The sequence below is a fragment of the Bdellovibrio bacteriovorus genome, assembly GCF_001592735.1.
Taxonomy (GTDB): domain Bacteria; phylum Bdellovibrionota; class Bdellovibrionia; order Bdellovibrionales; family Bdellovibrionaceae; genus Bdellovibrio; species Bdellovibrio bacteriovorus_D.
In genome coordinates this window covers 399,338-420,078 of sequence record NZ_LUKE01000003.1, presented here as the reverse complement: position 1 = coordinate 420,078, position 20,741 = coordinate 399,338, and the positions used below count along the sequence as shown (strand labels likewise).

Here is a 20,741-nt window from a genome sequence, read left to right as displayed (position 1 = left end):
CCCCTAGACAAGGCGCTATGACTTCCTAGATAATAGAGGTTCTAACCGCGAGGGATAAGACATGAAAAGCATTTGGTTAGCGGGATTAAGTTTGATGGTAGCGGGTTGCGTGACCTCAAATTCCAAGGTGGCTGATTTAGATCGCCAGCCGTCTTCAGTTGAGTCTGCGCGGTTATGTCAGAAGCTTCAAACCATGGAAATCCATTCTCATCGCGGGGCGTGGGATCGTCCTGAAAATATGATGACGGCGTTTTTGCGGGGGGTTGAGCAAGGGGCCGATTTTATCGAAATGGACTTGCAAATAAGCAAAGACGATCAGGTTGTGGTCGCTCACGATGCCTTTATGAAAAAAGAATGTCGTGATTCCGAGGGGCGAGAAATTCCTGGCCAGATTTTTTATCGCAAAATGACTTTAGAAAAAATCAAAACCTACAACTGCGGCTCATTTGTCACTCGCGGGTCTCCAGTTCCGGGCGAAAAAATTTCGACCTTGGCTGAAGTTTTAGATGTTTTAAAAAATAAAACGACGCTCCGGGGAAAACCATTAAAACTCAATATTGAAATCAAATACAACCCGACTCAGCCAGAATATTATCCGGACCGTGAGTTTTACGTCGACCGTATTTTATCTGTGATTGATAGATCAGGTATCGATCCGGCAAGAGTGATGATTCAATCCTTTGATATAGATACTTTGCGTGTCGTTCGGTCTCAGCGCAGGGATTTGCGTTTATCGCCTCTTTTAAGTGATGCTCGCGGCGGGGTGAAGATTGCCCAAGAACTGCGAGCGGAGCTGGTGACGCCCCATTTTAGTCAGGTCACTCCGCAAATGTTAGCCGACTTCCATGCATCGACCTCTATTCATCCACTTGGGATTAAAGTGGTTCCTTGGACAGTGAATGAGCCAGACAAAGCTAAAATGCTTATGGAGATCGGCGTAGACGGAGTTATCACCGACAACCCAGAGTGGTTTCAATTCGCTAAAAGTTTTTGTAATTAAGCGGCTTGAAGGTCTTTAACAAACTCGCCAGAAAGTTTTTCGGCCAGTGTTAAAGAGACCTTGTTGTAAGCTGTTTTATCCGCAAATCCGATAAGCATTCCCACCATTTTTTCTTGAACCATGAGTGGGGTGATGGTGACGTGATCCGGAACCACACCTTGATTCCAGTCATCAAAAAATCTTTCATTAATTTCGTTTAAAGAAACATAGCCGTGGTAAGGCTTTTGTGTTGAAGCCACGATATTAAAGATGCTTGGAGTTTTCAGAGGAAAACGCATGCTTGTGTCTTTAATACCTTTGAAGTTTTCATCCCATGCGAAAGCCACAAGTTGGGTTTCTTGTTCATCCAAAGTTAAGATCATCGATTTTTCAAAATAGATCTTCATTTCGCTTAAAACTTCTTTAATGCGATCATTGATGGTGCCAGAGTTTTTCTTTTTTATTTTTTCTAATGAAAAATGACCCGAAGCCACCGGATTAACAATGGGCTTCGCGACACCCGCAGGGCGTGCCACAATCGGAATTTTTTTATTGGCAAAGCTGTCATCAGAAAGATCAACTTCTGATTGCTTTGGTGGTGGCGGAGGACCAGCAGGAGTTTTCGCCACGGATATAGTCGGTTGAGTGGCTTCAAGTTTTGGAACTGTCGACGGAGGAGGTTCTGGCGGAACAATTTTAGAAAGTCCGGTCAAGCCAGAAACTGTCGCTTCAGCGACAGGAACGGGGGCGGGCGCCGGAGCCGGAGCGGCGGTTTTTTCTAAGACCACCGTTTTTTCTAGTGGAGATCCTCCGACGGCCTCGAGTTTTACAACGGTGGGACCATCAAAAAGACCTGCTAAAGCATCATCAGGATTGCTTTCTTCTTTGCCTTCGCCATCTTCGCTTGAAAGTTCAACGCCCGAGTTTGTAGTTTCAGAAACTTCACTGTCGGGGGTCACACCCAGGTCTTCAAAAGAGAAGCTATCTGAAGATTTTTTAGGAATTTGGGTTGGCGCAACGACCGTCGCTTCGGCAGGGGCTGCCGCGGCTTTAGGGTGAAAAAGGTCCCAAGCTTTTTCGATGTTTTCAAGCTCAGTTAAAACTAAGGCTGCCGTGGGAAAAGAAGGAAAATCCTGTGGCGGTTGAAGACATACTACGATGAGGGATCCGTCCCACTCCGCCACAGGCAGACACTCCGCTGACCATCGGTAATGGGTCGCCCACTTCGCGAACATTTCCTGGGATAGCTGAGTTTCTGTAAAAAATCGTGACTGAAGCTTTGGTAGTTGATGATGAGTCACGGCCCATTTGAGATATTCTTCAGAGCTGAGGCGTTTTTCTTTCAAAGCATAACCCAAGAGGCTTAATGCAGAGCCTGAACTCTCGTAAGCTTCGGTAAGTCCTTGAAGTTGTTCTTTAAAATGTTCAAACCAGGTATTTTGACTCATCAGTCTTCCTATCGGCCAAATCCCTTAAAACCTGAGTAAAATCATGAGGTCTAGTCGCTTGGGTGAAGTTTCTTCATCTTCTGGCTAAAACCTAGACCCCCTTAATACGGTAAATATTCATAAGAGTTCTCAATACTTAAGAACTGTGATAGGGTCGCGCCACCATGATCCCGACCAAGGTCTTTCATTATTTTGATCACAACGCCACGACTCCTGTTTGTGCAGAAGTCATTGCGGCCTTGCCCGAACTTGCACAGAGTTGGGGGAATCCTAGTTCTATTCACTGGGGTGGTCGAAGTCCGAAAAATATTCTGCGTGATGCGCGAAAAAATCTGGCTGATGCCTTGGGTGTAAGTCCTTTAGAAATCGTATTTACTTCGGGTGGCAGTGAAGCCAACAATACCGTGCTGAAAGGTGTTTTTGATTACCGTCAAACGGCTCCTTTTGTATCCGCGGAACAAGCGGGTCGCACGCATTTCATGTGTTCTGAGGTTGAGCATCCCAGCGTTATTAAAACCATGCAGCATCTAAAAGCTTTAGGTGCGCGCGTTGATTTCATCCCGGTGAATCGCCAAGGTGAAATCGATATGGAATTTTATAAAGCTCACTTGAGCCACGAAACGGCTTTGGTGTCGGTGATGTTGGCCAATAACGAAACGGGCACGTTGTTTCCGGTGAAAGAGATGGCGCGTATCGCTCATGAAAAGGGCGCGCTTTTTCATACCGACGCGGTTCAGGCCTTTGGGAAAATTCCTTTGAATTTGCAAGACCTAGGCGTGGATTTCGCGTCTTTCTCGGGTCATAAGTTTTATTCGGTGAAGGGATCTGGATTTTTATATTCTCGCAAAGGGTCTTATTTGAGTTCGCTGATTCATGGTGGTGGTCAAGAAAGACACCGTCGTGGGGGAACTGAAAATACATTGGGCATTGGGGCTTTAGGCGTGATGGCAAAAAGACTTGCGCTTGTGGCCGATAAAGCCAAACAGTTAGAAATTTTGCGTGATCATATGGAAAGCCGCATTCTTTCGGAAATTTCTGAAGTCACCCTCACCGCCGGGGAAAATTTGCGTTTACCCAACACGAGTTCTTTGGTGGTCAAGGGTGCTGACGGCGAAACCATGCTGATGTCCTTAGATATTATGGGTTATGCGGTTTCTACGGGGGCCGCTTGCTCCAGTGGTAATCCCGAGCCCAGCCCCGTGTTGTTAGCAATGGGGCTTTCGCGCGCCGAAGCGCAAAACAGTTTACGTTTAAGTCTTGGTTGGGACACCACGCGCGAAGAAGTGGATGGGTTTGTTGAAGCATTAAAGACAGTGGTCGCAAGATTGCGATCTATCAATAACGAAGAAGAAGGAGATTCTTGCCATGTCTAAGGGAAGGGTCCTTGTTGCTATGAGCGGAGGCGTGGACAGTTCTGCCGCGGCTGCGCTCTTAGTCGAACAGGGATATGAAGTTATCGGGGCGACGATGCAAGTGTGGGATTATTCCACTTGCGATATCGAAGAAGGAAACGGCACCTGCTGTTCTTCGATAGATGTGGATGATGCGCGTTCGGTTGCGGATCGTCTGGGTATTCCATTTTATGTTCTTAACTGCGAAGCAAAATTCCGTGCCGCGGTTATTGATCCATTTTTAAAGGCTTACCTTGACGGGCAAACGCCACTTCCATGCGTGAACTGCAATACCTATTTAAAATTTGATCATCTTGTTAAAAAGATGAAAGAACTTGATTGTGATTATCTTGCGACCGGTCACTATGCAAAGATCGTTTATGACGATAACGGCAAGGCCGCGATTCACACCTCAACGGATGATTGGAAAGACCAAACTTATTTCCTGTTTACCATTGATCCAGAATTAGTGCCGAAATTATTATTCCCTGTAGGGGATATGAAAAAGCCTGAGGTCCGTGCTTATTCTGAAAGTCGAGGCCTGGTAACCGCCAAGAAAAAAGATTCTCAAGGAATCTGTTTTGTGGGGAACCAAGGTTATCAAAACTTTATCAAAAGCCAAGTCAGCAGTGCGGTGCTTGCGACCAAAAAAGGTTTTATCAAGCGCTTCCCGCAAGGCGAGGTGATGGCACCTCATGAGGGAATTCATAATTACACCATTGGGCAAAGCAAAGGTCTTGGTATGGATTATCACGAAAAATTATTCGTGCTTAAGATTGATGCCCATGACAACACCGTGTGGGTGGGGGATGAATCGCATCTTTTTGCTCACGAAGTGGATGTGGTCGATCCGCACTTGTTGCGTGATTTAGAGGATGGCGAACTGATGAATGTCAAAATTCGCTATCAACACAAAGGATCGCCGGCAAAAGTATTTAAAACGGAAAACGGATTTAAATTAAAATTTATGGAACCACAAAGAGCGGTGACTCCCGGTCAAGCAGCGGTGTTTTACCGTGAACGGGAATTAGTAGGCGGCGGATGGATCACACTTTAAAGTATCAAGTCCATACCTTTGGTTGTAAGGTCAATACCTACGACGCCGGACTGATTCAAAAGAATCTGAATGCGCATGGTTTTGCTCCGGTTGTTTCGGGGCAAAAAGAGGCGCGCATTCACGTTTTAAACACCTGTGCGGTGACGGCAGAGGCGACCAAAGAAGCGGTTCGCTATATTCGACGCCTTAAGGTGAAAGATCCATTTTGCACAGTGGTTGTTACCGGATGTGCCGCGCAAGTCGATACGGGATCTTTTTCTGGCTTGCCAGGGGCTGATCTTATCGTGGCGAACTCTCATAAAGGCTCGTTGCCCGATCTTCTATCAAAACACTTCCGTGGCGAGCTGACCGAAAAAGTATTTAAGTCCAATATCTTTAAAAAAGAAGATTTGGAAGCCGGTGGTGGAATTGAAAAAAGCCATACGCGGGCGTTTTTAAAAATCCAAGACGGCTGCAATAGTTTTTGCACGTATTGTATTATCCCATATGCGCGGGGGAAAAGTCGTTCTATCCCGGTGATGGATTTGGTTCAAAGAATCAATGATCTGTATGCCGAAGGCGCTCGCGAAGTCGTTTTAACGGGTGTTCATATCGGTGATTATGAAGATACCGTGGGCGAAAAAAAGTACGTGATGGAAGATTTAATCGAAAATCTTTTAGCGCGTACCAAGGTCCCGCGCTTTCGTTTAGCGAGCTTAGAGCCGGTGGAAGTTTCAGAAAGACTTCTGGAATTGTATCAAGATCCACGTCTGTGCCCCCATTTTCATATGAGCATCCAAAGTGCTAATACGGATGTGCTTTTCCATATGAAACGTAAATACACCCAAGAAGATGTGCGTAAATCTTTAAATGCGATTGCCCAACGTGTTCCGAACTCTTTTGTGGGAATGGATGTGATCGTCGGTTTCCCTACGGAAACGGAAGAACAATTCCAAGACACCTATGATACGTTAGCGTCCCTTCCTTGGACGAAGCTGCATGTTTTTCCTTATAGTGAACGTCAAGGGACAAGAGCGGCCGCGATGGAGGCTTCTGTCTATCCTCACGTGCGTGCCGAGCGTGCCGCGCGTTTGCGAGAGTTAAGTATCTCACGTTACACACAAGAGGCGCAAAAGCAGTTGGGATCAGTTAAAAAGACGTTGATCTTAAAAAATGCGGCGAAAGGTGGCCAAGGTTTAAGTCATGATTATTGGCCGGTAGAGATCGAAGGGGCGGAAAGCTTTATTGATCACTGGTCGGGACAAGAAATTGATGTCCGTATCACCGGTTATGATCATTCCAATAAACAACACATGGAAGGTCACTTGCGAGGCGAAGTCATTTTATGATCGAACTGCAAAAACGCCTGGGGTATCAGTTTAAAAATCTTTTAACACTTGAACGCGCACTCACGCATAAAAGTTATGCCAATGAACTTAAAAACACCGTTGAGCACAACGAAAAGTTAGAATTTTTGGGCGATGCCGTTTTAGACCTGGTCGTGGGAGAGTTCTTATTTGAAAAGTTCCCGGCGGATACCGAGGGGGGACTTTCTAAAAAAAGAGCCAGCATCGTGAACGAAGAAGTACTTTCAGAGCTCGCGATTGAAATGAAGCTCAATGACCTTATGAAGCTGGGTAAGGGCGAAGCACAAACTGGCGGGGCGACGAAACCTCGTTTGGTGGCCTCCGCTTTAGAAGCCGTGATTGGGGCTTTATACTTAGATGGCGGCTTTGAATCGGCTAAGAAATTTATTCGTCAGGAGTTTTCATGCCTGACGGACAAAGTCTGTGGTCATGAAGATTTTGAAAAGGATTATAAAACTCGTCTGCAGGAGCTTGTGCAGAAACATCAACGCGAAACTCCTCGCTATGAGGTCTTGGCCGAAGAAGGGCCCCCTCATGATCGGGAGTTTTTAGTGTGTGTAAAAGTAAATGAAGATGTCTGGGCACAAGGGCGCGGACGCAGTAAGAAAAACGCCGAACAAGCGGCCGCCAAATGTGCGCTAGAAGCAAAGTATAAGGAAACGAACTAATGTCTTATAAAGCTGGATTTTTAGGTCTGATTGGTCAACCTAATGCGGGTAAAAGTACGCTGATGAATTTTCTGGTTTCAGAAAAAGTCTCTATCGTATCAGCTAAACCTCAGACCACTCGCCGTCGTATTTTAGGTATCTGGAGCAATGAAGCAGGACAAATTGTATTCGTTGACGCTCCGGGAATCATTCACGCAGAAAAAGGTCTTAATGGATTCTTAGCCCAAGAAGCGGAAGACGTGATCAAGAACTCTGACGCGCTTTTAGCGGTGGTCAGTGTTGATGAAGGAAAGCCTGAAGATGCGGAGCGCGTTTTAGATATGGTTTCTAAAAGTGGTAAGCCTTGGATTGGCGTGATCACAAAAACAGATATCATTGAAAAAGCTCACCGTTTGATGATCCTTAAAAAAATGATCGAAGAACGTAACGGGAAAGCACTCTCCATTTCAGTCAGCACCGTTTCAAAAGGCAAAGAAGCGGCGGAAGATCGCGAAGCTATGTTGATTGAGTTCTTAGAGATGATGCCGCAATCGCCGGCACCGTTATATGATATTGAACTTTTCACGAACGAAAATGTGCGTGAAATGGTTTCGGAAGTGATTCGTGAAAAATGTTTTGAGATTCTTCATCACGAGATCCCATACTCTCTGGCAATTCGCATTGTGAAGTTTGATGAAGAAGGTCCCATGCCTAAGATCTATGCGGAGATCTTGGTGGGGCGCGAAAGTCATAAGCCCATCGTGATCGGTAAAAATGCCCAAGTGATCAAGCGCATCGGTATGGAAGCGCGTAAAGAAATTGAAAAGATCATGGGCGAAAAGGTCTTTTTAGATCTGAAAGTAAACTGTAAGCCTGAATGGGCAGATAATAAAAGAATGATGAAGGAGTTGGGATATGTCACAAGAAATGACGACTGAATTTGCGCCCAAAGTGGCGATTATTGGTCGGCCCAACGTAGGGAAATCGACTTTATTTAATATTATTACCGGAACTCGTAAGGCGGTGGTTAAAGACCAGGCCGGGGTGACTCGCGATATTATGATTGCGCCGGTTGAAGTTTGGGGTAAGCAGTTTGACTTGATCGACACCGGTGGAATCACCGAAGCCGGCGATATTTTTTCTAAACTGATCAAAGAACAAGTCACTGACTTTTTGCATTCCGTGGATTTGATCGTGGCGGTGATGGATGGTCGTTCAGGCCTTTTGCCTGAAGATCGCGACATTATCCGCGTGGCCAAACAAACGGGGAAACCTTTCTTGTTGGTGATCAATAAGGTGGATCGCGTTCAAGATGATGACATGTTCAAAGCCGACTTTTATGAGTTCGGTGTGGATATCGTTTCAGCCTCGTTTGAACAGCGTCGGGGCGTTTCAGATGTTTTGGAGTGGATTACCAACAACACTCCAGAAAACCAGGTTGTTATTCAAGAGGGACTTAATATCGCCATCGTCGGAAAACCGAATGTTGGTAAAAGTTCTATCTGTAACGCGATCTTAGGTTCTAACCGCATGATCGTGTCTGATATTGCAGGTACGACCATTGACTCGGTAGATACGCCGTTAGTTTTCAACGGGAAACGTTATAATTTGGTGGACACCGCGGGTTTGCGTAAGTCGGCTAAGCGCGAAGATGATTTAGAAATCATTTCGGCTTTTAAATCTCAAGAAGCCATTCGCCGTGCGAATATCGTGATTTTGATGGTCGATGGTACGATTGGTCCCACGGATCAAGATGCGCGCATCATGCAGGCAATCTTAGAAGATCACAAAGGGGTGATTGTGGTCGCCAATAAATCCGACTTAGGAAATAAAGAAGTTCCGGAATACCGCAAAACATTCCGTGAACAAGTGGAGCGCGTGTTCCATTTCTTTACCGATGTGCACGTGGTGTTTACAAGTGCAAAAACCAATCAAGGGATCGAAGATCTTTTTGAAATGATCGAGCATGTGGGGAACCAGTTGGCGTTCCGCATCCCAACGGCAGAGCTCAATGACTTCTTCTTTGAAACCATTCGCAAAGCTCCGGCTCCGGTCTGGGGAACAACAAATGTGAAATTTTATTATGTCACCCAGACCTATCAGCGTCCGCCGGCATTTATTGCGTTTGCAAACAGCCCGGATGGCGTGACCAATGCGTATCGTCGTTTCTTGATTAAGAATATGAAAGAGCGTTTTGATCTTTGGGGTATGCCAATCAGGATCTTCTGTATGAAGAGTCGAGGAGCGGGGCAGAAGTAATGTCGTCAAACGTGCGTCGCGGAGCCTGGAGAACCCGGTTCGGGTTTTATCTCTTAGCCATCGGTTCAGCCTGTGGTTTAGGGAACTTATGGCGTTTTCCTTACGTGGTAGGTGAAAACGGTGGCGGCGCCTTTGTTTTGATTTACGTGTTTATGTCTTTGGCGATCGGGGCGCCGATGTTGATCAATGAATTGATCATGGGGAAAACCAGTCGTCGTTCCGTTTTAGTGGCCACCCAGCGCTTAAGTGAGAAAGCCGGTCGCGGATTCCGTTGGGCGGGGCGATTTTCGGTCATCTTAAGTATTATCGTGCTTTCATATTATGCGGTGATCAGTGGTTGGGTTCTGCATTTCCTCACTCAATTTTTGATCTCATTTTTTAGTCCGCCGGAGATCGTGACGGCCAAAACCAATCTTGCCGCTTTAATGTCTAACGGTTGGCTGCAGTTTATGTTGGCCAGTGCGCATTTGTTAATTACGATTGTGGTCGTGGTTAAAGGCGTGCAAGAGGGATTAGAGAAGTTTATCTCTTACACCATGCCGCTTTTTGCCACGCTGGTCTTGCTTTTGGTTTTACGCAGTTTTTCTTTGCCTTCGACGCCGGAAGTTTTGCGGTTTCTTTTTTATCCCGACTTTTCAAAACTGACGTGGTCCTCTTTAAATCATGCCATTGGACACGTGTTTTTCACCTTGTCGGTGGGTTTTGGAACCATGGTGACCTTTGGTTCCTATATGAAAGAAGACGATCATGCACCGACGGCGGGTTTTCGCGTAACGGTGGTGGATACGGTCATTTCTCTTATTGCGGTCGTGATGATCTTCCCTTTGGCGTTTCAGGCGTCCAATGTTCCACTCACTGATCCCGCGTTGATGTTTGAAGTTTTACCGCGTTATCTTTTGGGGATCCGCGGGGGAACGCTTTTTGGTCTGGCGTTCTTCGTCTGTCTTTATATGGCGGCTTTAAACGCCAGTATCGGTCTTTTAGAGGTCGTTGTCTCTAATTGGGTGGACGTGCAAAAGAAAATGCAACGGGGACCGGCCACTTGGTATTCGGGACTAGCGGCTTTAAGTTTTGCTATTTTGCCAGCACTTTCAAGCTCCGTGTTTAAAGAGGTGCGTTTAGGGGGGCGTTCTTTGATCGAGGCTTTAGACAGCTTGTTGATCAACTGGATGTTGCCATTGATCGCTTTAGGAATCTTGATGGCCTACAACTGGGGCACGACGGATAAAGAAAAAGAGCTGAACTTTGTCGATAAGGACAAATTTGTCAGCTATACGATGTATCCACATTGGTATTTTATTTCTAGATGGGTGGCGCCAGGAGTGATTATCCTGGGCCTTTTAATGCAAGTATTGGATTTGTTTTTTTAGAAATTCATCCCTAGAATCACGAGGAAGTCGTAAAAGTCCCCGGCCAAGTTCTTATCTAACTTTTCAGTTCCATCGATGAAGGATTTGTTTTCATCGCTGAAATTAACGTAATGATAAGCCGCTTGAATTCCTAAATAAGCTTTTTTACGCATCAGGGGAATCTCTAAACCCGCACCGACATCAAAGCCCATGGTCGAGTCGCGGCTAAAGCCATCAAGGCCTGAGATCGTGTAAGTGCGATAGAATTGTCCTAGACCTGCAAGCAAGTAAGGATTCAAGTCTGCTAAGCCTCGGGTCACGTTTTGCGTGTTCAAGTAATACTTTAAGTCAAAGTTAATAGCCGTTAAAGAGACATTGCCGGTATAGGTTTTAGAACCGTTATTCACAGTAAATCCAACACCATGGTCGCCAGTTTGAAAGCCCAAACTTAACGCTAAACGAAGGTCAAAGAAGTAAGAAAGAAAGATCCCGAAAGTAGGACCGCTGCCGTAAGCGTCGGCAAAGTTTCCGGTGAATCCGCGAGTTCCTCCCGCAAGACCAATCGTAAAGAAACGACCGTTACGGAAAAAGTTAATATCTGCTTCTTCATCAGACTCTTCATCAAATTCGCTATAGTCCGTAAACGGATCGTAAGCTTCATCTGGATCGACTTGCGCAAGCAGATAAGGTTTTTGATCCGAAGAAGACCCGGTTAAATAACTGGCAGAGCTTTGATCTGGAGAAAAAACGACGCCGACCAAAAATGCGATCAGCGCAATATGGCTAAAAGATACTGTGGTTTTCACAAGATCCCCCTCTAGTTATTATCGAATGAAAGAGCCTAAAACTTCAAAAGAAAGTGACAAAACCCACAAGGAATCTCTTGATCTGTACCTTATTGAGACAAAGACGACTATAAAGGTTCAGAAAGGGCTTTTTCAATGGCCTTGGTGATTGATCCAGAGGAGGGTTTTGTGATCGAACTCCAGCGGTCCACCACTTCGCCCTTGCGATTGATCAGAAACTTTTCAAAATTCCAACCAACATCCTTAAACAAGATACCGGGCTTTTTTTCAGTCAAAAACTGATAGACTGGCTGCTTGTCATCGCCGCGAACCGGGGCTTTTTCAAAAAATGGAAAGGTCGTGTGGTACTCTTTAGTGGCAAAAGCTTGGATCTCTTTATTGTCAGCTTTTTCTTGTTTGAAATCATTCGACGGAAAGGCGAGGACCACGAACCCTTGATTTGCGTGTTTTTTGTACAGGGCTTCTAGTTCCGCGAGCTGTGGTGTGAAACCACATTCAGAAGCGGTGTTTACGACCAGCACCACTTTGCCTCGGTAAGTCGAGAAATTCACCTTACGGCCATTGATATCTTGAGCAGAAAGCTCATAGAAAAGATCCGGAGCTGATGTGGGGGAGGCGGCGAAAGTGCTTATCGAGAAAAGAAGGGCCGAAAATGCTAAAAAAAGACGCACGAGGAGTTCCTTTGGAAGTGAGTGGGATCTTAGATTTAAGCTAGCATGTTCGGCAAGAAAAACGAGTTTCCGCTCATTTGGATGCGGTGCGCGGCTTTGACTTTAGGAAGTCCTGATTTTCTAATCATTAAGCAGTCTTAGGTTAAAAATCCAAGGAAGTAAAATCATGGAGTTGGGTCATCCCGTTATCTTAGTTTCAGCATTTGGTCGCGGTCATTGGTTGGCGGCGGCATTGGCTAAAGAAGGGATCAAAACAACCTTGATTGATGTCTCTGCCAAATTAGGTGTGTGGCCATCAGAAGATGTTGAAGGTCCGTTTGGTTTTTTTCGTAACGAAAGAATTTCTGAATCGCAAATGGAACGCCTTTATTCCGACGACCACTACACGGAAGTTCCTAACGGATTTACTCTGTGGTTAAAAGAAGGTCCTTTTGAATTCAAAGGTCCTTTGACTAAATACAAGTTAGATCGTTCACGTCTTTCGTCCCACGTGAAAGAGACTTTAGATGGCACCATGAAAAACGCGCGCCCTCTTTATAAAAACCTGGATGCTTTTCAGTTTGAACAAAGCTGGCTTTTGCATTTAGCGCATCAATGGGCGGGAACGACCTATCGTCCGAACGCGCAAGCGGCAGAAAGTGGCGAGGCCTTGCCCGTGTTTTCTTCTTTCTTAGTTCGCCAGGCAACACGAGCAGGTTTAGAAAAATCCTTAGAGTGGTTGTCCTCCAAAGGTGTTGAAGTTTTAAGACCACAAATTGAAGATATCTCTTTTAGTTCTCGTAAAACCATTTCAGGTCTTGAACTCTTGGGTGAAAAACAAGGTCTTTACCGTGTTGAGCAAGTGGTGTGGATGCTTTCAAGTGAAGAAAGCTATTTCCTGAATGAACGTTTGGGGAAATATTTTTATCCGGAAGGCGCTTTAGAGCCTGAGTGGTGCTGGGTGCGCTATCGCGTGGGTTTAAAAGAATGCTTTGAGCGCGATCATTTGCCGTCGCATGCTCTTTTGATTGATGATGTGAATTCGCCATGGACGCATGAGAATATGATGGTTTTGCAAAGAACCAGTTTGCCCGATCAGTTTGATGTGTGGATGCGTTTGCCGACCGTGCAACGTTTTAACAAAGAATACCTGACTTCGCGCAGTGAAAAGATGAAGCGGCTTTTCGTGCAAAGAATGTCTTTGTCGGAGCCGCAGATTTTAAGTTTCCCGCAAGAGTACTATTATACTTATGCGCAACTGGGGGCTTCGCGCTTCCCGGTTTTTGATCCAAAACAGGATAAGCGTCGCGGAAAAGTTTTATTTAATAATTTGTACCTGGATGGCCCAGAAGAATGGCCCCACTATGCTTGGGGGGCTTACTTTGCTCGTCATGAGGCGATTTTAGATCGTTTGACGACTTGGTGGAAAGAAAAGCTTTTTAAAGAGCAAAATGAAAAAAGAAAGGAAGCACAGAAGTGATTGAACGTTACACGCGACCAGAGATGGGGCTTTTGTGGCATGCCGATCAACGATTTGGTAAAATGATGCAAGTAGAAATTGCCGTCGCCCAAGTGCAAGCGGGCATGGGGATTATTCCCGCAAGAGCCGCTAAATCCATTGCGCAAAAATCTCGATTTAACGTCAAAAGAATTTCTGAAATCGAAAAAGAAACTAAGCATGACGTGATCGCGTTTGTTTCCAATTTGGCAGAAAATGTGGGGCCGGACGGAAAATTTATTCATTACGGTATGACTTCATCCGATGTCCTGGATACCGCGTTTAGCTTGCAAGTGCGTGAGGCCGGCGAAGTTTTAAAAAAATCCATGGAGGCCTTAGAGAAATCCCTAAAGTCCCTCGCGGTAAAGCACGCCGAAACCTTATGCGCGGGCCGCACGCATGGTATGTTTGCCGAACCGACGACTTTCGGCTTTAAGATGGCGGGGTTCTTGGCAGAGGCTCAGCGCAATCATAAGCGTGTTAAAGAAGCGCTTGAAAATATGATGATCTGCAAACTGAGCGGTGCTGTCGGAACATACTCAAGTCAAGCTCCGCGAGTGGAAGCGGCGGTAGCTAAAAAATTAAAACTTAAAAGCGAAACTATTGCCACCCAAGTCATCCCCCGGGATCGTCATGCGGAAATGCTAAACTCTTTAGCTTTGCTAGGGACGGGCTTAGAGCGTTTGGCGATTGAGTTAAGACATCTTCAGCGCAGTGATGTGGCAGAAGTGACTGAGGGCTTCACCAAAGGTCAAAAAGGCTCTTCGGCGATGCCACATAAGAAAAACCCGATCAGCGCAGAAAATATCTCGGGACTTTCTCGCTTGCTTCGCAGCTATGCGATTGCTGGGATGGAAAACGTGGCCTTGTGGCATGAACGCGATATCAGTCACTCGTCAGTGGAACGTGTGGTTTTTCCAGATGCCTTTATTGTGGCTGATTATGCTTTAAATCGTATGAGCATCTTGCTTGACGGTCTAGATGTGGATAAACGTCAGATGCTTCTCAATATTGATCGCTCTCAAGGACAGATCTTTAGTTCGCATGTTTTATTGTCCCTCATTCAAAAAGGAATGATTCGCGAAGAGGCCTATGCATTAGTGCAACGCCTTTGTCATTCTTTGGGGGTGGGAGAACATCTGCGTAAGAAGCTTTTAGAATCTTCGGAAGTTCGCAAACTTTTGAAGCCTAAAGAAATTGAAGAGATCTTTACAGGTAAGAAGCATAAAAAATCTATTAAAGAGATTATTAAGCGAGTGACGACGTGACAAAGTGGTCGTTTCTCCAAGAAGGAGATGTCATTGATATCGTGGCTCCGGGATATCCGGCGCCCGCACAGGAAGTGCAGGCGGGATATGATTTTCTTTTAAAGTGGAAACTTCAGCCGCGTATGCCTAAAAACATGATTAAGCCGCATTTTATTCATGCGCATGACGATGAAGAGCGTTTTTCCTTTTTGAGGGCGGCGATTGAGTCTAAGGATTCGCGAGTGATTTGGTGTGTCCGCGGGGGATACGGTAGCAATCGTATGCTTCCGCTGTTAGCCAAGATCAAAAAACCGAAAGAAGCCAAATTGTTGATTGGCCTTAGTGACATTACGTCTTTGCATTCATTTGTGACTCAAGAATGGGGCTGGTCGACACTGCATGCGCCGATTCTAACTCGTATGGGGAGCGGCACTTTAAGCAATAAAAACGTTAAAGAAATTCATGACGTATTATTTGGCAAGGTCAAAGAAGTTCAGTTTAAAAAGTTAAAACCTTTAAATGTCGCGGCTAAAGAAGTGACAGCTTTGAAGTCACGCATTGTGGGTGGAAATTTAGCCACGTTGCAATCGCACGTGGGAACACCGTGGCAGATTGATGCAACGAAAAGTTTGTTATTTTTGGAAGATATCGGTGAGCGCGGTTATAAAATTGATCGCATGTTAGAACAGTTTCGTCAGGCCGGTGTTTTTAAAAAATGCCATGGTATTATTTTGGGTGATTTTATCGGTGGGGAAGAACCATCGACCGGCAAAAATAATTTTGCATTGGTGTTTAAGCGTTGGGCGGCTGATTTAGAAATCCCGCTTTTCCAAGGCATTCAGTCAGGACATGCGGCGATTCAGCGTCCTGTCCCGTTTAATACGCCCTGTGTCCTTGAAATGGAAAAATCTCACGGAGTGCTAACAGTGCAAACCGGAGGGAAGGTTTTATGAAATTTTCAGTCTTAGAAAAAAATATTATTAAAAATTTGGAAGAACGTATTCGCGATACCACGCCGGGTGTGATGGTGCGGGCTTATCAAGGCGGACGTATTATTTGCGACGTCGCCGTAGGAAATACCTATGCTTATTATGATCTAGCAAGCCTCACCAAGGTCCTTTTTACGACGCAAGCGATGATTGCATCGTTTGAGGCGGGTAAGTGGACTTTTTAATCCAAAGTTTCCGAGTTTTTGCCGTGGTTTCCGCATAAAGAAACCAAATTAACCGAGCTCCTGACTCACAGTTCGGGGCTTGCTTGGTGGTTGCCGCTTTATCAAGAGATCAATATGCAGCTTTCCGAAGAAAAGCGCCGGGAGCAACTGCGGGAAATTCTGCAAGGCCTTAAAGTTGAAAAACAAGAAATGGCGGTTTATTCCGACGTCGGGTTTTTAGTTTTAGGATTTGTTTTAGAAAAAATGTACGACCGTCCGCTGATTGATATTTGGAATGATGTTAAAACTCGGTTTTACCAAGGAACGACTTTAGAGTTTCATCCTCACAATCAAACCAATATCAAAACCCAGCTTTTTGCGCCAACAGAAGAATGTCCCGTGCGCCGTAAGCTGATCCAGGGTGAAGTGCATGATTTGAACTGTTGGTCTTTAGGTGGGGTTTCAACTCATGCGGGACTTTTTGGAAGTATTGATGATGTGGGTTGGTTTTCGCTTCATTTGCGCTCACATCTTTTGGGGATAGCTCGTTACTCTATTCGCCAAAAAACAATGCAGATGTTTACCAAGCGTGCTTTACCGGAAGGTCACGGCGATTGGGCGATGGGGTATATGATGCCGACTCCGGGGTCGGCAAGCTGTGGAAGTTATTTTTCTTTGGAATCTATTGGTCACACGGGATTTACCGGAACATCGGTTTGGTATGATCCGAAGATGGACATGAGCGTGATTGTTCTTTCGAATCGCGTTCTTTATGGTTCAGATAATAAAGCATTTGGAAAATTGCGCCCAGACATTCACAATTGGATTGTAGAAAATTATCGTCGCTCAGGCCTTTAAAAGCCGGAATAGGAAATTTTAAATGGATTTAAAATCAGGAAGTCATGTTCATTTGATGGGGATTTGCGGGACGGCGATGGCGTCGCTTGCGGGATTGCTTAAGGATCGCGGATTTAAAGTTACGGGAAGCGATTCAAATCCTTATCCTCCGATGTCGACGCAAATTGAGGGGTTAGGCATTAAGATCATGAAGGGCTATAAGGCTGAAAACCTTCACCCGCAGCCTGATTTTGTGATTGTGGGGAACGTGATTTCTGCCAATAACGAAGAAGCTCAAGAATTGATGAAACTAAAAATTCCTTACACATCCCTTCCTAAGGCGATGGGTGAATTCATCATCGAAAATCGTGAAAGTGTGGTGATTTCAGGAACTCACGGGAAGACCACGACGACATCCATGATGGCTTGGGTGGCGGAAAACGCCGGTGTAAAACCTGGATTCCTAATCGGTGGTATTCCGAAAAATTTCGCGCAGAGCTTTAAAAATCCTGAAGGCAATTATTTTATCATCGAAGGTGATGAATATGACACGGCCTTTTTTGATAAAGTTCCCAAGTTTGTGCATTACCGCCCAAAACACGTGGTGTTAACCTCCGTTGAATTTGACCACGCGGACATCTATAAGGATCTGCAGGCGGTGAAAGACTCTTTTGCGAAGCTTATGCATTTAATCCCGGAAAACGGGACTTTGCTTGCTTGCGCGGAAGATGCCAATGTCATGGAATTGCGTAAGCTTGCAAAATGCAAAAATTCTTTCACTTATGGTTTTGCAGCTCATGCGGATTTTAAAGCCAAAATATTGTTTCAAAATGAAAAAGGTCTCGCGTTTGAGGTTCATCATAAGGGTGAAATCTTAGGGCCTTACAATATGCAAATCACGGGGGATTATAACGTCCTTAATGCGACGGCCGTGGTCGCAATGTCGAAGCTTTTGGGATTTTCGGAAAATCGCATTCAAATCGCCATGGAGTCTTTTGAAGGCGTAAAACGTCGTCAAGAAATCTTAGGAGAGCCTAACGGCATCTTGGTAATTGAAGACTTCGCTCATCATCCAACAGCCGTGCGTGAGACGGTTAAAGGGATTCAGAAGAAGTACCCAGGTCGTAAAGTGTTTTCGATTTTTGAACCGCGAAGTGCAACATCTCGTCGTAAAGTATTTCAACAAGACTATGTCGAAGCCTTCAAAGGCTCCCATGAAGTTCTCTTAGCGAAGGCTTTTGATCAGTCCAAGATTGATGAAGACAACCGTTTTTCGTCTCATGAGCTGATTGAGGACCTAAAAAAATCAGGCGTGACGGCGGAAGATTTTGATTCGGCGGATCTTATTGTCTCCGCACTTAAAGCCCGAGCTAAGCGGGGGGATGTCATTTTGATCATGAGCAATGGCGGTTTTGATGGGATTTATACCAAATTGTTACAATCACTAGCTTAATTTCCGGCATGACAGAATTCCGCGTCTCATTGCTGGAATATGGATACAAAAAGTAACGCTTCCCCTGGGTTTATCCGATAATAAATAGACCAGGGGGATTTGAAAATGCATAGCAGGATGTGTGTCCTTGTTATTTCATTTTTGTTGTGTTCATTGAAGGCGTTTGCGGCACCTTCGGAGTCCGACCTTCTTTTAGCCAAAAAACTTTATGAGCGCATGACGGGGGTGAAGGTCTCTGTGAAAAAAGCAGAGCTTCAAGCCGTCGCCGAGCAGATCTCCTTAGGCAATAATACAGAAGCGGCAAAGCTCGTCGCGAATTCTTCTGATTTCTTAAACGTTCAAATTAAAAATCTTTCTTTACGTCTTTCTAATAAAGACGAATCCGTCAAAGTTCCCTTTAATGACTTTTCAGCCCTGATCATGGGGATTGTTCGGGATAATAGAGATTTTCGCGACGTCTTAACGGGCAACTACTATTATGAGCTCAGCGGTGTAGCTAATGCCGACGATAAACGCACGCGTTATTTTAATCAAAACAACTATTCAACGGCAGAAAGCACTTTTACCGATATTGCTAAAGCTTTGGTCTTTAAGTCTCCTCAAGAGCTAGTCACCGTTTCAGCAGATACTTTAAAAAACCAAAGTGCTCTCAATTATGAAATCGTGACGACCAAGCCTAGGAAAGATGCTGCCGGAGTTTTAACCACGCGTACTTTTGCCGAAAGAAATCTCGGTGGAGGCTCGAACCGTCGCGCGGTGGAGTTTTCATTAAAACAGTTTCTTTGTGTTTCTATGGCCGAAGCCGCAGATTCAAACGCGTCAGATCAGTTTGTAGGACGCGATGTGGAGCGTTTTCCTGCAGGGGACCATAATAAATATCTTACCAGCTGTAAGAGCTGTCATGCGGTGATGGATGGGATGCGTGGCGCTTTTGCGAAATCAGATTATGGTAACTTTTCTAATGGCGCGGCTACGACAATTTATTCTCAAGTTCACGGGGATTTTTTTAACAGCGAAGGTATTGCTGCAAGTTATACGAAATATCAAGCCGAGGTTGTAAACCCTGCCGTGGCAACATTGATTCCAGATCTTGAAACCAATCAGGCTAATTCTGATCTTTATAAAGTCCGCTATGATGATCTGATTGCACGGGGAGCGACTGCGGCTTCGGCCAAATCGCAGATGGACAGTCTTTTAAATACCATTCGCGACCCGGCGGTGGTTGTGAGTTTAACGACAGATTACCGAACTAAAAAAGCGGCAAAACTCGCGGATTTCAGAACAAATAAAGATAATGCCACTTACAGAACCAATTATGTAAAATCTTGCTTAGATCATTTTAGTAACACGGCCCTAAGTGCCGCGACCCAAGAGACTAATTTTTTGCGCTGTAACTTAGACAACAAAAAAGAACTGTCTGAATTGTACCTTCACTATAACCAAGACTTAACGGCCAAAGCCGTGGCCGCCAATGAAAAAGATCGTCTTTTAGGAAAACTTATCAATCGGGGCCGTGATTCTAATACGGACATGGTGATTCCTTATTTACGAGCAAAAGAGCAATTAAAACTTTTTCCTAGAAATGCCTTTGATTCTGAAACGGGCGTGGCTTTAAAAATGAATAAGGGGAATTTCGCTTACGGTTTCGTGGTGAAGGACGACACGTTTGTGAATAACGCGGTTCTTGGCAGCAAGGCTGGATTTTTTGGCTGGCGGGGTTCTAGCAAATCCGGCGGCAAAGGTCTTAATGATTTCGGTCGCATGCTCGCTGATTCACGCAGATTTAGTCAGTGCATGGCTAAACGGGCCTACGAGGGCGTGTGCTTAAAAAAGATTTCCTCGACGGACACAGCGATGTTGCAGCGCTTAGGCGATCGCTTTGAATCTTTGAATTACAATCTTAAAAACCTTTATCAGGCCGTGGCTTTAGATCCTTCGTGCGGCATCGTGAAAGGGAACTAGACGATGAAACATAAGATTTCAGCTTTCATTGGTTTTACGTTTTCTTTCGTCTTCATCGCAATGGGATTTCAGAACTGTGCTGAGCAGTTGCCGGTCTTAAGTGGGACGCTGGAAGTCAGTTCCTTTGATGCCGCTTCATCGGAAGAATCCATGGGAACGGCGCCGACAGACGCTAAACAGACTTTAGAGTCGATGATGTCGCTTTTAAACCTTGCGCCGGCAGACATAAATATGTCCGAGGTGAATAGCGAGATTAATTATCGTCGTAATCTTTTAGTTCCGCAAAACGACATGACTCTTTTAAATGCGCCGTCGATGATTGCGATCACCTCTTTAGCGGCCGTGGTTTGTAAGCAAGCTGTCGCGAAAGATAAAAGAATCACGACAAAAGAGATCTTTTTAGATTTAGATTTTTCTAAAGGCCCCAAGGCCTACGGAAAAGTGGGCGCACTGAAGTCTTATGAGTCTTTGGCGTCGCGTTTGTGGGGGCGCAAAGCGACGTCGGAAGAATCAGCTTATTTCAGTGAGGTTGTCGAAGAATACTTTAAAACTTTAGACGCCGCCGCCTTAGATAAAGCGACGGAAACAGATAAGCTCGCCATTTTCATTTGCACCGGGATGCTGGCGGTGCCGGACTCTTATCTGCTGTAAGTTTTAGT

18 protein-coding genes and 1 pseudogene are annotated in these 20,741 nt (G+C 45.2%); 16 read left to right on the top strand and 3 right to left on the bottom strand.

All coding sequences use genetic code 11. The annotated features are described in order from the left end of the window. Positions 1-61: 61 nt before the first annotated feature. A complete protein-coding gene (locus AZI86_RS14430; RefSeq protein WP_061835952.1) occupies positions 62-1,000 on the top strand; it encodes a glycerophosphodiester phosphodiesterase family protein in 939 nt (312 codons plus the stop codon). Here AZI86_RS14430 and AZI86_RS14425 read toward each other — a convergent pair. Then, positions 997-2,427: a hypothetical protein gene (locus tag AZI86_RS14425; protein ID WP_061835950.1), complete on the bottom strand. Its 1,431-nt coding sequence runs from the start codon at positions 2,425-2,427 to the stop codon at positions 997-999. The two genes, AZI86_RS14430 and AZI86_RS14425, sit on opposite strands and share 4 nt — an antisense overlap. A 164-nt stretch (positions 2,428-2,591) precedes the next feature. Here AZI86_RS14425 and AZI86_RS14420 point away from each other — a divergent pair, with 164 nt between their 5' ends. From AZI86_RS14420 to AZI86_RS14390, 7 genes are read left to right on the top strand one after another with little or no spacing between them, the layout of a single operon-like run. Next, positions 2,592-3,800 carry a cysteine desulfurase family protein gene (locus AZI86_RS14420; RefSeq protein ID WP_061835948.1) on the top strand — a complete coding sequence of 403 codons (1,209 nt, stop codon included), beginning with the start codon at positions 2,592-2,594 and terminating at the stop codon, positions 3,798-3,800. Beyond that, positions 3,793-4,875 (top strand): tRNA 2-thiouridine(34) synthase MnmA, encoded by a 1,083-nt coding sequence (gene mnmA / locus AZI86_RS14415; RefSeq protein ID WP_253715965.1) that lies wholly within the window; start codon positions 3,793-3,795, stop codon positions 4,873-4,875. The genes AZI86_RS14420 and mnmA overlap by 8 nt, the downstream gene beginning before the upstream one ends. Beyond that, positions 4,860-6,203, top strand: coding sequence for a tRNA (N(6)-L-threonylcarbamoyladenosine(37)-C(2))-methylthiotransferase MtaB (gene mtaB, locus AZI86_RS14410; RefSeq protein WP_061835947.1), 1,344 nt, complete (start codon positions 4,860-4,862; stop codon positions 6,201-6,203). The genes mnmA and mtaB overlap by 16 nt, the downstream gene beginning before the upstream one ends. Beyond that, on the top strand, positions 6,200-6,889 hold the full coding sequence (gene rnc / locus AZI86_RS14405; RefSeq protein ID WP_061835946.1) for a ribonuclease III: 690 nt from the start codon (positions 6,200-6,202) through the stop codon (positions 6,887-6,889). Before mtaB ends, rnc begins: the two co-directional genes overlap by 4 nt. Continuing rightward, positions 6,889-7,806 (top strand): GTPase Era, encoded by a 918-nt coding sequence (gene era / locus AZI86_RS14400; protein WP_061835945.1) that lies wholly within the window; start codon positions 6,889-6,891, stop codon positions 7,804-7,806. Before rnc ends, era begins: the two co-directional genes overlap by 1 nt. Then, positions 7,784-9,127, top strand: coding sequence for a ribosome biogenesis GTPase Der (gene der, locus AZI86_RS14395; protein ID WP_061835944.1), 1,344 nt, complete (start codon positions 7,784-7,786; stop codon positions 9,125-9,127). The genes era and der overlap by 23 nt, the downstream gene beginning before the upstream one ends. Further along, the gene (locus tag AZI86_RS14390) at positions 9,127-10,497 is read left to right on the top strand and encodes a sodium-dependent transporter (protein ID WP_061835943.1); all 1,371 of its coding nucleotides are present in this window, start codon (positions 9,127-9,129) and stop codon (positions 10,495-10,497) included. The genes der and AZI86_RS14390 overlap by 1 nt, the downstream gene beginning before the upstream one ends. Here AZI86_RS14390 and AZI86_RS14385 read toward each other — a convergent pair. Together AZI86_RS14385 and AZI86_RS14380 are read right to left on the bottom strand one after the other, a co-directional pair. Further along, positions 10,494-11,282 carry an outer membrane beta-barrel protein gene (locus tag AZI86_RS14385; protein ID WP_061835942.1) on the bottom strand — a complete coding sequence of 263 codons (789 nt, stop codon included), beginning with the start codon at positions 11,280-11,282 and terminating at the stop codon, positions 10,494-10,496. The two genes, AZI86_RS14390 and AZI86_RS14385, sit on opposite strands and share 4 nt — an antisense overlap. A 107-nt stretch (positions 11,283-11,389) precedes the next feature. Further along, the gene (locus tag AZI86_RS14380) at positions 11,390-11,953 is read right to left on the bottom strand and encodes a glutathione peroxidase (RefSeq protein WP_253715964.1); all 564 of its coding nucleotides are present in this window, start codon (positions 11,951-11,953) and stop codon (positions 11,390-11,392) included. 166 nt (positions 11,954-12,119) lie between these two features. Here AZI86_RS14380 and AZI86_RS14375 point away from each other — a divergent pair, with 166 nt between their 5' ends. The 8 genes and pseudogenes from AZI86_RS14375 (at position 12,120) to AZI86_RS14345 (ending at position 20,733) form a co-directional block, all read left to right on the top strand. Beyond that, positions 12,120-13,412: a hypothetical protein gene (locus AZI86_RS14375; RefSeq protein ID WP_061835940.1), complete on the top strand. Its 1,293-nt coding sequence runs from the start codon at positions 12,120-12,122 to the stop codon at positions 13,410-13,412. Further along, positions 13,409-14,698 carry an adenylosuccinate lyase gene (gene purB / locus AZI86_RS14370; RefSeq protein ID WP_061835938.1) on the top strand — a complete coding sequence of 430 codons (1,290 nt, stop codon included), beginning with the start codon at positions 13,409-13,411 and terminating at the stop codon, positions 14,696-14,698. The genes AZI86_RS14375 and purB overlap by 4 nt, the downstream gene beginning before the upstream one ends. Further along, entirely contained in the window at positions 14,695-15,630 is a 936-nt protein-coding gene (locus AZI86_RS14365; RefSeq protein WP_061835936.1) for a S66 peptidase family protein, read from the top strand. Before purB ends, AZI86_RS14365 begins: the two co-directional genes overlap by 4 nt. After that, positions 15,627-15,851 (top strand): hypothetical protein, encoded by a 225-nt coding sequence (locus AZI86_RS19420; protein ID WP_253715963.1) that lies wholly within the window; start codon positions 15,627-15,629, stop codon positions 15,849-15,851. Before AZI86_RS14365 ends, AZI86_RS19420 begins: the two co-directional genes overlap by 4 nt. A 15-nt stretch (positions 15,852-15,866) precedes the next feature. Beyond that, positions 15,867-16,688 (top strand): annotated as a pseudogene (locus tag AZI86_RS14360) (serine hydrolase domain-containing protein); the annotation flags it as partial. Between the two features lie 22 nt (positions 16,689-16,710). Beyond that, entirely contained in the window at positions 16,711-18,120 is a 1,410-nt protein-coding gene (gene mpl / locus AZI86_RS14355) for a UDP-N-acetylmuramate:L-alanyl-gamma-D-glutamyl-meso-diaminopimelate ligase (RefSeq protein WP_061835935.1), read from the top strand. A gap of 105 nt (positions 18,121-18,225) precedes the next feature. Then, on the top strand, positions 18,226-20,082 hold the full coding sequence (locus tag AZI86_RS14350) for a hypothetical protein (protein ID WP_061835933.1): 1,857 nt from the start codon (positions 18,226-18,228) through the stop codon (positions 20,080-20,082). 3 nt (positions 20,083-20,085) lie between these two features. Then, on the top strand, positions 20,086-20,733 hold the full coding sequence (locus AZI86_RS14345; protein ID WP_061835931.1) for a hypothetical protein: 648 nt from the start codon (positions 20,086-20,088) through the stop codon (positions 20,731-20,733). Positions 20,734-20,741 lie beyond the last annotated feature (8 nt).

Bases quoted from the DNA above. Each gene is read 5' to 3' on its own strand.
- era (WP_061835945.1), top strand. From the start codon at position 6,889: ATGTCTTATAAAGCTGGATTTTTAGGTCTGATTGGTCAACCTAATGCG.
- mnmA (WP_253715965.1), top strand. From the start codon at position 3,793: ATGTCTAAGGGAAGGGTCCTTGTTGCTATGAGCGGAGGCGTGGACAGT.
- mpl (WP_061835935.1), top strand. From the start codon at position 16,711: ATGGATTTAAAATCAGGAAGTCATGTTCATTTGATGGGGATTTGCGGG.
- AZI86_RS14375 (WP_061835940.1), top strand. From the start codon at position 12,120: ATGGAGTTGGGTCATCCCGTTATCTTAGTTTCAGCATTTGGTCGCGGT.
- AZI86_RS14420 (WP_061835948.1), top strand. From the start codon at position 2,592: ATGATCCCGACCAAGGTCTTTCATTATTTTGATCACAACGCCACGACT.
- AZI86_RS19420 (WP_253715963.1), top strand. From the start codon at position 15,627: ATGAAATTTTCAGTCTTAGAAAAAAATATTATTAAAAATTTGGAAGAA.
- AZI86_RS14345 (WP_061835931.1), top strand. From the start codon at position 20,086: ATGAAACATAAGATTTCAGCTTTCATTGGTTTTACGTTTTCTTTCGTC.
- der (WP_061835944.1), top strand. From the start codon at position 7,784: ATGTCACAAGAAATGACGACTGAATTTGCGCCCAAAGTGGCGATTATT.
- AZI86_RS14430 (WP_061835952.1), top strand. From the start codon at position 62: ATGAAAAGCATTTGGTTAGCGGGATTAAGTTTGATGGTAGCGGGTTGC.
- mtaB (WP_061835947.1), top strand. From the start codon at position 4,860: ATGGATCACACTTTAAAGTATCAAGTCCATACCTTTGGTTGTAAGGTC.
- rnc (WP_061835946.1), top strand. From the start codon at position 6,200: ATGATCGAACTGCAAAAACGCCTGGGGTATCAGTTTAAAAATCTTTTA.
- AZI86_RS14350 (WP_061835933.1), top strand. From the start codon at position 18,226: ATGCATAGCAGGATGTGTGTCCTTGTTATTTCATTTTTGTTGTGTTCA.
- AZI86_RS14425 (WP_061835950.1), bottom strand. From the start codon at position 2,427: ATGAGTCAAAATACCTGGTTTGAACATTTTAAAGAACAACTTCAAGGA.
- AZI86_RS14390 (WP_061835943.1), top strand. From the start codon at position 9,127: ATGTCGTCAAACGTGCGTCGCGGAGCCTGGAGAACCCGGTTCGGGTTT.